11 protein-coding genes and 3 pseudogenes are annotated in these 11,794 nt (G+C 70.6%); 10 read left to right on the top strand and 4 right to left on the bottom strand.

What is annotated here, in order from left to right:
• On the bottom strand, positions 1-1,160 hold a 1,160-nt coding region (tssI, locus tag VQ03_RS28330; protein WP_048454259.1), incomplete at its 3' end, for a type VI secretion system tip protein TssI/VgrG.
• A gap of 589 nt (positions 1,161-1,749) precedes the next feature.
• Here tssI and VQ03_RS35130 point away from each other — a divergent pair.
• From VQ03_RS35130 to VQ03_RS28315, 6 genes and pseudogenes are all read left to right on the top strand, one after another.
• Positions 1,750-2,205, top strand: a complete 456-nt coding sequence (locus VQ03_RS35130; RefSeq protein ID WP_053078775.1) for an ABC transporter permease subunit — start codon at positions 1,750-1,752, stop codon at positions 2,203-2,205.
• 8 nt (positions 2,206-2,213) lie between these two features.
• Entirely contained in the window at positions 2,214-2,690 is a 477-nt protein-coding gene (locus VQ03_RS35125; RefSeq protein WP_053078774.1) for a branched-chain amino acid ABC transporter permease, read from the top strand.
• Positions 2,677-2,874, top strand: a pseudogene (locus VQ03_RS35120) (ATP-binding cassette domain-containing protein); the annotation flags it as partial. The gene VQ03_RS35125 and the pseudogene VQ03_RS35120, both read left to right, overlap by 14 nt.
• Positions 2,837-3,127 (top strand): annotated as a pseudogene (locus VQ03_RS35115) (hypothetical protein); the annotation flags it as partial. The pseudogenes VQ03_RS35120 and VQ03_RS35115, both read left to right, overlap by 38 nt.
• Positions 3,128-3,207: 80 nt before the next feature.
• Positions 3,208-3,420 carry an ABC transporter ATP-binding protein C-terminal domain-containing protein gene (locus VQ03_RS35360; RefSeq protein WP_425350107.1) on the top strand — a complete coding sequence of 71 codons (213 nt, stop codon included), beginning with the start codon at positions 3,208-3,210 and terminating at the stop codon, positions 3,418-3,420.
• Positions 3,401-4,129: an ABC transporter ATP-binding protein gene (locus VQ03_RS28315; RefSeq protein ID WP_425350106.1), complete on the top strand. Its 729-nt coding sequence runs from the start codon at positions 3,401-3,403 to the stop codon at positions 4,127-4,129. The genes VQ03_RS35360 and VQ03_RS28315 overlap by 20 nt, the downstream gene beginning before the upstream one ends.
• Positions 4,130-4,249: 120 nt before the next feature.
• On the opposite strand, the gene VQ03_RS28310 is transcribed toward VQ03_RS28315, so the two are convergent.
• Positions 4,250-5,266, bottom strand: a complete 1,017-nt coding sequence (locus tag VQ03_RS28310) for a tyrosine-type recombinase/integrase (protein WP_425350105.1) — start codon at positions 5,264-5,266, stop codon at positions 4,250-4,252.
• 317 nt (positions 5,267-5,583) lie between these two features.
• Between VQ03_RS28310 and VQ03_RS28305 the strand changes: the two genes are divergently transcribed.
• Together VQ03_RS28305 and scpB are read left to right on the top strand one after the other, a co-directional pair.
• A complete protein-coding gene (locus tag VQ03_RS28305; RefSeq protein WP_053078773.1) occupies positions 5,584-6,471 on the top strand; it encodes a DUF1403 family protein in 888 nt (295 codons plus the stop codon).
• A 1-nt stretch (position 6,472) separates the two neighbouring features.
• Positions 6,473-7,135 carry an SMC-Scp complex subunit ScpB gene (scpB, locus tag VQ03_RS28300; protein WP_048454257.1) on the top strand — a complete coding sequence of 221 codons (663 nt, stop codon included), beginning with the start codon at positions 6,473-6,475 and terminating at the stop codon, positions 7,133-7,135.
• An 887-nt stretch (positions 7,136-8,022) separates the two neighbouring features.
• Here the strand turns inward: scpB and VQ03_RS28290 are convergent.
• Together VQ03_RS28290 and VQ03_RS28285 are read right to left on the bottom strand one after the other, a co-directional pair.
• Positions 8,023-8,577 carry a YcbK family protein gene (locus VQ03_RS28290; RefSeq protein ID WP_053078772.1) on the bottom strand — a complete coding sequence of 185 codons (555 nt, stop codon included), beginning with the start codon at positions 8,575-8,577 and terminating at the stop codon, positions 8,023-8,025.
• Positions 8,574-9,647 (bottom strand): type IV secretory system conjugative DNA transfer family protein, encoded by a 1,074-nt coding sequence (locus tag VQ03_RS28285; RefSeq protein ID WP_048454255.1) that lies wholly within the window; start codon positions 9,645-9,647, stop codon positions 8,574-8,576. Before VQ03_RS28285 ends, VQ03_RS28290 begins: the two co-directional genes overlap by 4 nt.
• A 444-nt stretch (positions 9,648-10,091) precedes the next feature.
• On the opposite strand from VQ03_RS28285, the gene VQ03_RS28280 reads away from it, so the two are divergent.
• Both VQ03_RS28280 and VQ03_RS28275 read left to right on the top strand, forming a co-directional pair.
• Positions 10,092-11,393 carry a DotH/IcmK family type IV secretion protein gene (locus tag VQ03_RS28280; protein WP_157064296.1) on the top strand — a complete coding sequence of 434 codons (1,302 nt, stop codon included), beginning with the start codon at positions 10,092-10,094 and terminating at the stop codon, positions 11,391-11,393.
• A gap of 25 nt (positions 11,394-11,418) precedes the next feature.
• Positions 11,419-11,794 (top strand): annotated as a pseudogene (locus VQ03_RS28275) (hypothetical protein); the annotation flags it as partial.

The following is an 11,794-nucleotide window of genomic DNA, read 5'->3' as shown; positions in this document are numbered from 1 at the left end:
GTGTGGATCTCCTCGCCCGGCGGGCCGGCGATCCGGGCGATCTGCAGGCCGTCGATGCGCGGGCGTGGGATCATCCGGTGGGGCGTCGCCGGGCGGTCGGCCGGCAGGGTCGTGAAGGTGTTCTCGTAATGCGGCGTGCCGGCCCCCGACTCGTAGGTCGGGTCCTCGGCCCGGTGCAGGATCTGCGTGATCACCTGCGCCGGGTAGACGTGCCCGGGATGGGCGACCTCGTAGGGGGTGAAGCGCGATCCCGCCGCGAGGGTGCGCACGCTGGAGCGGCCCTCGACCCGGTCGAAGCCGGTCTCGGTCGCCTGGATCCGCAGCCGCGTGGCCCGCTCGCCGGCCTCGCGGGTGAGCGCCCGGGCGGGATACTCGTAGAGCTCGTAAGATGCGTTCTCGGGAACGCGGTCGATCGACGGCGTGTCCGAGGCGAGATCGAGGTTGGGCGTGAGGAACTCGTAATCCTTTCCGGCTCTCCGTCCGGGTGTGAACGAGAGTTGCCGGCGCCAGTCGTGGATGTGCTCGGCATCCGACGAGCCGAAGGCGAGACGGACGCGGGTGTCTTGACTGCCGTCATAGGCCGAAGGATGATCGCCGACGGCGAGCGTGTGCGTGCCGCGCTCATGACGGAACCAGTAGAACAGCCCTTCCTCTTCGAGGCGGCGCAGCAAGTACGCGAGATCGGTCTCGTTCCACTGCACGACGTAGTCGCGCTTCTGCGGCGGTCGCGTGACCCCGGCGAGGGTGTAGTCGCGGATGCGGTGCTCGGCGCACAGGGTTTCCAGCACCTCCAGGGTCGATTGGGTGAGGAAGATGCGGCAGTCGCTGCGCTGGCTCATCAGCCACAGCCGCGGGCGCAGGGTGAGCGCGTATTGACGCGCGCCGCGGGTGACGATCGGCCCCTCGTGCAGTTCGGTGACGAGCCCGTTCCAGACCCGCTGGCTCCCGTCGGCGAGGGTGAGGGAGAGATCGGCGGCGGTGCCGACGATCTCGTCGGGGCGGACCTCGTCGCGCTGGGCCCGGACGCGGGCCTGGATGGTGAAGAGGCGGTTGATGCCCTCCTCGACCTCGAGGCGCTCGAGGAGGAGCGCGTCGGGCCCGAGCACGGTGTCGATCGCCATCAGGCGCCCGGCCTGGGTGTAGCGCACGGGCTCGGTCATCGCGGGCCTTCCGTAGAAGTCTATGACGGATGGCATAGTCTAGAGCGGGGCCACCGGACGATCAACCCGGCGGATCGTGGCGGATGCGGGAACGATCCACGGCCTATGACGCAAAGGCAGAGGGAAGTCGGATCGTATAGCCGGCGCAGAGCGCGTGCATGCGCCCTATCCGTCTCCGGTCTGGCACCTTGTCCGGCCCGTGGCCCGTTCGTCGAGGCAAGCGGTTCCGGCAAGCACCCTCGCCCTTGGCGTGGCACGCGACGTCGATGGCCCTCCATCTGTGCCGATCCCGGCCGCAACCCGGCCGGTCGGATGGGGCAGGACCGCCCCGTCGACGGTCTCGACCGCCGCCAACATCGCCCCGGTGCGTCGTCTCCCCGCTGCGGAGTGCCTCGTCCTCGCCGAAGCAGAGCCTGCACCTGGGATCGCGAGGTCCGGTAACGCCCGCGCGGCGGCAGGTCGGTTGCAGACCATCGTGCCTGATCCGGCGCGACTGGTTCCATACGCCGGCAAAGGGGTTCGCCTGACCCATTCGCACGCCGCCCCTCCCGGCGCTCTCCCGGGCGATCTTCTCGAAAGCAGGCTCCCCATGGAAACAGCTGCTCTGGCACGTTGCATCTCGACCGTCTCGTGCCTCGTCTCCCAGACCACCTCGGGCCTCGTCGTCGGCCTCCTGACCTTCCTGGTGACATCGGGCCTGACGCTGACCTTCGGCATTCTCAAGGTGGTGAACTTCGCCCACGACGCCTTCTACATGCTGGGCGCCTACGTCGCCTACGCGGTCGACCTGCAGACCGGCAGCTTCCTCGCCGCGACGCTTTTCGCGGGGATCGGGATCGGGTTGTTCGCCGCTGTGCTGGAGCGGACGATCGTGCGCCGGATCTACGGCGCCGACGTCCTGGTGCAACTCCTGATCTTCTACGCCCTCGCGCTGATCCTGGACGACCTCGTCGGCATCGTCTGGGACGTGGAGTTCCTGTCGATGGGCATGCCCGACGCCTTCCGCGTCGCGCCTACGGCACGGCCCTCATCCTCTTCGTCCTGATGCTGGGGATGCGGGCGGTCGTGCTCTCGCCGTTCGGCGCCGCGCTCCGGCTCATCCGCGACAACGAGGCGAGGGCGACCGCGATCGGCATCGACGTGAACGCCTACAAGTTCGCCGTGTTCGTGCTCTCCGGCGCCATCGCCAGCGTCGCGGGCGTGCTGATGTGCGTTCACAATTCCGGGGCCTTCCCCGAATTCGCCTACTGGACGGTGTCAGGCGACGGCATCTTCATGGTGATGCTGGGGGGCGCCCAGACGTTCCTCGGCCCCGTGCTCGGCGCGGTCCTCCTCACGGCGATGAACAACGTGGTGACGTCCTACACCGCGCATTACGGCCTGTTCCTGGGTGCCACCATCCTGCTGACCGTTCTGGTCCTCAAGAAGGGCCTGCTGGATTTCCTCAGGGATCGCCTGGCACAGCGCTCCGCCCGGGCGCGCGCCACGCGGATCGTCTCGCGCGAGAGGCACGTCGATGCTGCGTCTTGAAAACCGCGACAAGCGGTTCGGGGGCAACCACGCCACACGCTCCGTCACGATGGCGTTCGACGCCGGATCGATCAACGCGATCATCGGGCCTAACGGCGCGGGAAAGACCACCCTGTCCAACCTCATCTCCGGTCGCGTGAAGCCGGATGCCGGCCGCGTCATGCTGGACGGGGAGGACATCGCCGGACGTTCCGAGGTGCATGTGGTCCGGCGTGGCGCGCGCCTTCCAGGTGGCGAGCCTGTTTCCGAGCTTCACCGTGCGCCAGTCCGTCGAGGCCGCCGTGATGTCGAAGCGACGCGGCTTCGGGAGCCTCAGGGTCGGGTTCCCGGCGCCGGCCGATGCCGCCAAGGCCGATGCGGTCCTGGCCCTGATCGGCCTGCGAGCTGTCGCCGACACCTCGTCGGCGACGCTCTCGCACGGGGACCGCAAGCTCCTCGACGTCGCGATCGCGATGGCCCTCGATCCGAAGGTCCTGCTGCTCGACGAGCCGACCGCCGGCATGGGACCGGAGGAGCGCTGGGAGATGGTCGACCGGATCCACGCTCTCTGGAAGACGAGCGGGCTGACGTTGGTCTTCATCGAGCACGACACCGACATCGTGTTCAAGATCTCCCGGACGGTGCGGGTGCTGAGCTACGGCGCCGTGCTGGCCGAAGGCCCCCCGACGCCATCCGCAACGACCCCCGGGTCATCAAGGCCTACCTCGGCGATGAGATCGACCATGCCTGACGATCCGATCCTCTCGATCCGGAACCTGCACGTGTCCTACGGGACGAGCCGGGTGCTGTTCGGCGTGGACCTCGACGTCCGTCAGGGCGAGGTCGTGGCCCTGCTCGGCCGCAATGGAGCGGGGAGGAGCACGACCTTCAAGAGCATCATGGGGCTGGCGCCGCCGACCTCCGGCACCGTCGTCATGAACGGCAAGGACTTCGCCGGGCGGCCGACCCACGAGATCGCGCAGGCGGGGCTCGCCTACGTGCCCGCGGGTCGCCAGGTCTTCCCGTTCCAGACGGTCGAGGACAACCTGATCATCGCGCAGAAGAAGGGCCCGACCGGCCGCAGCGATTGGGACCTGAAGGCGATCTACGATGCCTTCCCGATCGTCGCCAAGCTCCAGGATCGCCCGGCCCAGCTCCTGTCGGGAGGGGAGCAGCAACTCCTCACCATCGCCAGAGCCCTCATGGGCAACCCGGACGCGATCCTCCTCGACGAGCCGAGCGAAGGCCTCGCACCGATCATCGTCCAGGAGATCGGCCGACTGATACGCCGTCTGAAAGAGCTTTCGATCACGATACTCCTTGCCGAGCAGAACATGCATTTCTGTCTCAGCGTGGCAACGAGCGGTTACATTCTGAACAAGGGCGAGATCGTCCACCGCGACGAGGCCGATCGCATTCGAAACGAACGCGACATCATTAATGAATATTTATCGGTATAGGACTCCAGTCCGAGCAGTTGAGGCGTGATATCCTTGCGCTTTCGCATCGACGTGTCGATGCGAACACACAGCGTCGGCAAATCGGTGATCCTGACGCGGTCAGGACCGACACAGGGCGCATCACAGTCCCGAGGCCTTGGTCAGGTTGACCCGGAAGCGCTCGCGCCGCCGCTGGTACCGCCGCGTCATCTCGGCCGAGGCGTGACCGAGCTGACGCTGCACCAGCGCCTCCTCCACCTCCGCCGAGCTCGCCAGGCCCGCCCGCAGAGAGTGGCCGGCGAAGGCCAGAGCCCGCTCGCCCTCCGGCAGATCGCCGCGCAGGCCCGCCGCCAAAGCCGTGCGCTTGACCAGCCGCACCACGTGCTTGTCGGACAGCCGGGCCGCCGACACCGTGCCCTTCGGCCCGGCGATCGATCGGAACACCGGCCCGTGGGCGATCCGTCCCAGCCGCAGCCACATCTCCAGCGCCGCCACCGGGCAGCTGCGCTCCGACGAGCCGCGCCCGACCTCGACCGTACGCCAGCCCGTCTTGCCGCGCACCGTCAACAGCGCGCCCTCGGTCAGGATCTCGATCCAGCCCGCACCGTCCGTCGTCTGCCCCGGGCCGCAATCGAGCCCGACGATCTCCGAGCGGCGCAAGCCGCCCGCGAAACCGACGAGCAGGATCGCCTTGTCGCGCAGGCCGCGCAGGTCGGCCTCGAGCGTCGCCACCATGGCGAGCAGGTCGTCGCCGAGCACCGCCTCCTTCTGGCGCGGCGGGCGGGCATGGCTGCGGCGGATGCCGGCCATGACGTCGGTGATGTGGCGGTCGTCGCGCGCGAGCGGCGTTCCGGCCGAGCGGTAGCGGGTGGTGAGGGCGGCGAGCCGGCGCTCGAGGGTGGCGACGCTCACCTTTTGCAGGCCGTGGCCGTCGGCGGCGGCGGCGAGGAACAGCCCGACGGTGCGGGGATCGGGGACGAGGGGATCGAGGCCCTGGCGCAGGCACCAGCGCTCGAACAGGCGCCAGTCGGCGGCGTAGGCGCGGCGGGTGTTGGGGCTGTCCTTGCGGGCGGCGTAGGCGCGTGCCGCCTCGGCGAGCGGCTGGAGCATCGGCAGCAGCGATCCGGTGCGCCCGGCCGGCTCGGTCGTGCCCGACACCCCGTCCGCCGTGACAGAAACGACAGGCAGGCAGGCTGCCTCCTCCGGGGCGGGTGCAGCGGTGTGTGGCGGGTGCGGGGAGAGGGAATCGGTCATGGCGGCGGGAGCCTGCCAAGCTATGTCCGATAATGCAATCTTACCGGACACGGCAGGGGGCCCGACACCCGCGGCGGTTTGAGCGCTGTCGGAGCTGACAAAGCGCCGTGCGAAGGATAGCGTGGTGCATGGACCAAGCCGCCTCCGTCCCCGTCAGACCAGATCGCCGCGCGTCCAGGATGGCAGCTGGTCCCGCCGCCAACCCGTTGATCCCAAACGCCTTGCCGGCCTGGGTCCGCGTCGGCCGGGGGGAGGGCGGGGCAGCCCTCGCGGCCGGCGCCGCCCTCCTCGCCCTCGATCAGGTCGTGCGCGCCGCACCGCCCTGGCTCGGCACCCTGCGCCACCGCCAAGCCCTCCTCGCCGCCGGCGCGACCGGCCGCCTGCTCCGCCTGCGCGAGGACCTCGCCGCGTTCCGCGACGCCCACCACCTCACCCGGCCCGCCGACGATCCCGGCCCCGCCGGCCACCTCCATCGCGCCTGGCGCGGCCTCGCCTCGCAGCCCACGCGGCTCGACTCAGGCAGTCTCGCCCGCCTCGGCCGCCTGATGGCGCCCACCGTTGCTCCCGAAGTCCTCCTTGCCGCGGCCGGCGACCACGATTCCGGCGATCCCGTCACCGCCGCCGCACGTGCCGCCGCATGCCTGCGGGCCGGGATGCCGGGTCCAGACGGCGAGCTCCTCGGCCTGATGCTCGCCGACCTCGTCCTCGCCGCCCGCCTCGGCTGGGCCACCCCGGTCCCGCTGCTGGCCACCGCCTTCGCGCAGCCCGCACTCCGTGCCCGGCTCGATCACCGCCGTGCATCCGCGAGCGACCCGGACTGGATCGCCGCCTGCCAGACCGGCTACGCCACGGCGGCGGCCGAGACCCATGCCCGCGCCCTCGACCTCGCCCGGCGCGCGGACGCGCTGACGAGTGCGATGCGGGTCGTTCGCACCAAGGGCGCCGGCCACGGCCTCGCCGCCCTGCTCGCCGACGACGTCGTCGCGGCGACCCACCTCACCGACCTCGGCTCCGAGCGGGCCGCCCGGCGCTTCCTCGACCGCCTGGTCACCCTCGGGGTCGTGCGCGAGCACACCGGACGGGCGACGTTCCGCCTGTACGGGCTCTGACGTGGCCCGCGCGCGATCCCGCCCGTTCGATCCCGCTCTCGCCGGCCTGCCGCCCGAGGCGCGCTGGCGCGCCTGGATGGGCCACGTCGAGGCCGTGCTGTTCGCCTCGCCCGCGCCGGTCCCGCGCGAGGCTCTGGCCCGGGTCGTTGGCCCGGAATGCCGGCTCGACGCGCTGATCGCCGACATCGGCGACGCGTTGCGCGACCGGCCCTACGAGCTCGTCGCGGTCGCCGGCGGCTGGCAGTTGCGCACGCGGGCAGAGTTCGCTTCCGCCATCCGGGCCGCTGCTGCCGTCCCGGAGGAGGCGAGGGGAGGCGCGCTGACGGCGGGCGAGCAGCTGGTGCTCGCTGCCATCGCCTACCTGCAGCCGGTGACCCGGCTGGCGCTCTCCCGGATGCTTGCCAAGGAGGTGAGCCGGGACGTGATCGCGCGGTTGAAGCGGCTCGACCTCGTCGGGGCCGGGCCGCGCGCGCCAGAGCCCGGCGCGCCGCTGACCTATGTCACCACCCCGGCGTTCCTGGCCCGGTTCGGCCTCGCCTCGCTGCGCGACCTGCCCGACATCGAGGCGCTCGAGGAGGCGGGGCTGCTCGATCCGAACGGGACCGCCGATACGCCCTCCGATCCCTTCGACGCGATGCTGGGGCTGTCCGGCGAGGAAGCCTGATGGCCCTCGCCGCGCGGCTTCAGGAGACCAGCGGTTCGCCCGCCACTGTCCGGGAGCGTTCGTGCCGAGTATGGGTCGTGTCGGCAACCCCGGACGGGACCGCGTCCAGCAGCGACGCCGTATAGGGGTGATGCGGGCCGTCGAAAACGTCCAGGACCAGACTCGGATCGGCGGCCAGAAGTTCACGGAGATCCTTCAATATCTGGCAAGCCATCCGAGAGGTGACAGCCGGCATATCAAATCCCATTTCCGGCAACATCGAAGGCTGAATTATGCATTTTTTCTAATGCAACAATGACTCTTTTGATTTTTTCAAGGTATCTCCTCCCGTATTTTTCGGTTATATTCCCTGGAAGATTCTTGCATTTGCTATGTTGTTGGCGTCCCGATGGCGCGTCTCTTTTGAGATGAGCTCAGCGGGCCGCCGTTCGACGAGCCCGCCGCCACGCTGACCAAGCGATCGCGAGAGCCGGTTCAATGCGTTGTTGCGCGAGGCGGATCGCAATCCGCCGAATCTCCTGGAGTGACCAGGGCACGGGAGACGGACGCGCGCACCGCCGTCGCCATCACTGCCCTTCGCCACTCTGCTCGCTCCGCGAGCCCCCAAGGGAATTGCCATGTCAAATCAGTTTACTTGCTAATGCATATAGCATAATTTAAATTTAAATCGGTAAATTCCTTCGAAGTTGAATTCATGATCGCCAGCAACACGACAAAATCACCATCCACGTCGGGCGCGCGCCGTCTGCAAGGCTGCCTGAATGACCAAAGCCGAGCGAAATGTCTCTCACAAGACTCCCCATCACCGTCGTCGCTCGCTGCGCCGGCGTCAGCGCAGCGGGAGTTCTAAGTTGCGCCCATGCTCGGCACCTGAGCCAACCGGCGGCTCACCGTCCGATCCAGGTTCGCCGCTGCCAGACGTCGAGATGTGTGAAGCTGTCGTAGAGGCCGATGCCGCCCTCGGAGAAGAACGAGGCCGCAAGCCCCACTGCGCGGGGCGGATAGCCCGGGACCTTGATGTCGGCGGCGTAGCCGTAGAGATGCATCGAGTTGCGCGCGGCCGATTCCAGGGCGGCGTTGTGACCGGGTGTGCGATAGCCGCTCGTCACCATCAGGGGGAGGGCGCCCCCGTGCACCGCCGACATGCTGGCCTGCACGCCCGCCAGGAGATCGAACAAGGCCGGCTCCATCCAGACGGCCCGGCCGTCGTCGCGGATGTCGCGCATGAACCAGGACAGGAGCAGGATCTGCGTGCGGTCGTGGCCGCCCTCGGTGCGGAAGCGTGAGCGCAGCTCCGAGCCGTCCGGCCGTTTGAGCCAGAGCCGGTCGCGTCCGGTCGGAACCGCGGTCAGGGACTCGGCCGCGCGCACCAACGCCACATCGAGCCCGGCGGCGAGTCCCGTGGCGGCACCGAGGAGCGAGCGGCGGGTGAGGCCGCTCACCGGAAGGCGGCCGGTGGGGCGGCCCGGAACTTCGGGCTCACGACGAGGCTGATGGTCCGCTCGCCGACGAAGGCCCGCTCGCCGCCGGCGGCGATCCGCACCGGGCGGGCCGTGCGGGCGACCACCGGCAGGCTCACCGCGCCGCTGCGGGCGAGCTCGTGGTAGCGGGCCATGCCTGCGAAGTCCCGGTCGAGCCGGTTGAAGTTCGCCGCGAAGCTCGCCCGCGCCTCGGCGATGCCGACCGCGATCCCCGCCTCGAGAGCGACGCTCCAGACGCCCTCCTCGGTCGAATCCTCCGGCCGCAGGTCCGCCGCCGGCCCCGGGGGGGCCGAGGGGATGCCGGTATTGTAGAGGTAGTCGCGCCAGTCCGGCGGGCGCAGGCTCAGGCGCGCCGGCCGCACGATCTCGAAGGCGCCGAGCGTCAGGTAGAGAGTCCGCTCGCCGACGCGCTCGGCGAGCTTGTGCAGCTCGGTGATCACCGGCGGCACCAGGGTGCGGTCGATCATCAGCGGCCCGAAATCGTAGGCCCGGTCGAGCTGCGCCCCGTAGGCGCCGTCGAGCTCGGCGTTGAGGCGCGCTGTCTCCTCGGCGAAGCCTTGCCGGATCCCGGTGCCGCGGGCGGCCTGGGCCAGCACCTGCTGGCGGATGTCGCCGTTCTTCGATTGCAGCCCGCCGTAGCGGCCGAAGACCGGAGAGCCCGGATCCTGCAGAAGCTCGTAGCTCGTGGCGGGGTTGGGCGTCGGCAGGGCCGCGCCGCCGCCTCCGCCGGGACCACTCCCTGACCCGCCGCCTTGCCCCGCCCCGCCGCCGAGGAGCCCTTGCATCGGCGTCGCGCCCGCGCGGCTGGGAATATTGGGGCTGTTCTGCCCCTGGGTGAGGGCGTTCAGCCCGGGATTCTGGGTCGCGTAGGGCGGATAGGCGCTGCCGTAGCCGTAGGGCACGCCGTATGGAGAAGGCACGCCGTACGGATAGGCCGGGGCGCCCGGAGCCTGGGTGGCGGCGACGATCGGGTTCAGTTGAGCCAGGGCCGGCCCACCCGCGAGAGTTGCAAGCAGGCCGGCGAGGGCCATGATCCTCACAGGCCGCGCCGCGCCATCTGGTCCTTGAGGAATGTTTTCGTACTTTCCGGCGAGCCGGGGCCGCTGCCCGTGAGGGAGCAGGCCTGCAGGCACGCCGCACAGGAAAGAACGAGAAGCAGCCATAACAACTTCATGTCCGATCGTCCGCCCACCGGGGGATTCGTCTTCGTCGTTCCGCCTTTTCCCGTCAATCGCTTCGGGCATCCGCCGCCGGGTCGGTCCCCAACTGTTGCGGCGTGGGCACAGGTTCACGACCATTTTCCGCGATGAACGATGCTTGTCACGGCGAAAGGTCGCGCTATTGGCGGGGTGTGCTACGGGCGTGCTACGGGATATCCCGGGATGCCGAGCGAAGACCATTGCCATCGAGATGTTCCTTACGGCACATTGGGTGTGGCGCGAAAGCACGATCCCGGAAAAGGTGAGGCCGGCAGGATGGCGGGACGGATCTGGGCGGCGGGGTTGACGGCCCTGGCTGCGGCGTCATGCGGAGGGCAGCGGGCGCTCGCGCAACCGTTGCGCATCGCGCAGCAGGGCGGCGTCACCGCGCCGGCCGCGCAGACCCCGCCGCCGGACCAGGCGACCGCGCCCGGCCAGAGCCCCGCATCCGGCCAGGCCCCTGCATCGGCCCCCGCGTTTCCCCAGGCACAGGCGCAGCTCCCGGCCCAGCCGCCCGCACCGCAGGCTGCGGAAGGCCGGCGCGCCGCCTCGCCGCCGCCGCCGCCGCGCGAGCTGACGCCGGCCGAGATATCGGCGCTGCAGAGCGTGATGACTGACCGCTCCGGCAGCGCGATCCTGACGCCGGGCAATGTCGGGGCGATCCGCAATCGCGTCATCGACGCCCAGAGCGCGGCCCATGCCGCCGGCTACTCGGACGAGGCGGCGCCGAAGATCCGGCCGCGGCTGATGAGCGTACAACCGCAGGTCGATATGGCGATGCCCCAGACCGTCCACCTCGCCTTCGGCATGGTGACGCCGATCACGATCCTCGATGCCGGCGGCCGGCCCTGGCCGATCACCGCCTCCGCCTACGACCCGCGCATGTTCGCGGTCGACGGCGGCGGCTGCGGCGGGCAGGCCGCGGCGCCGGCCGAGCGGCCGACCACGATCCACATCATGCCGTGCCGGGTCGCGACCTACGGCAACATCTCGATCACCCTCGAGAACTACCCGCTGCCGATCGTCCTGATCGTCAAGAGCGGCGGCCGCGGCGTCGAGGCGGTCGACCTGCCGGTGACGATCGAGGTGCGCGGCCGCGCCGCGCCCGCCGCCACCCGCTCGGCCGACGCCGTCGTCCCGGCGACCACGCCCGCCAACGCCGCGGCGAGCGCGGCGGCGATCCGGCCGCCGGAGGCGATCCCCGTCCCGCCGGGCCGGCACACCGCCCTCGCCGCCGCCCCGGCGGGACCGGTCCGGACGATCGCCGCCCGGACCGGGCGGGCGAGGGCCGTCCGCCACCTGCCCGAGGGGCTGCCGGACCGGCTGATGGACGATTTCGGCCTCGGCACGCCGCCGCGCGGCGCGGTGCGGCTGCGGGTCGACGATCCGGCCGTCTCGGCCTGGACCTTCGGAGGGCGGCTCTACGTGCGCGGGCCGGTGGTGGTGGTCAACCCGGTGCAGGACGCGATGGCCCAGACGACCGAGGGCATGCGGGTCTGGCGCTTCGACCGCCCGGTGCCGCGCCTCCTCGTCACGGATGCGGACGGGCGCGAGCGCGCCGTCACGCTCGAAGACTAGCGCCGCCGGAGGAGAGGGGACCGCCATGCCGATCACCGCACTGATCCTCGCCACCGCGCTCGCCGGCTCGCCGCTCGTCCGGGTCCAGGCCGACGGGCAAGCGAGCGGACAAGGGGGCGGGCCGACGAGCGCCGCCCCGGTCCAGCCGTCGCCGCAGGCGACCCTGCCCTTCGTGCAGCCGCCGCTTCCCGGCCAGGCCCCGGCGGCGCCGAGCGTGGTCTACCAGGGCCCGCCGGGCCAGGCCCTGTCCGATCCGGCGATCGAGGCCCGCATCAACGCGCAGATCGAGGCGCTGATGAACCCGCCGAGCGGCGGCTTCACGGTGCAGCGCTACGCACGGCCGGCGGAGCCGCCCACAGCGAATGCCGGCGGCCCCGGCGCCCGCCCGCCCGCCCCGCTCC

The organism is Methylobacterium tarhaniae (assembly GCF_001043955.1).
GTDB lineage: Bacteria > Pseudomonadota > Alphaproteobacteria > Rhizobiales > Beijerinckiaceae > Methylobacterium > Methylobacterium tarhaniae.
Note: the sequence above shows the minus strand (reverse complement) of the source record. Positions and strands in the feature narration are given on the sequence as shown.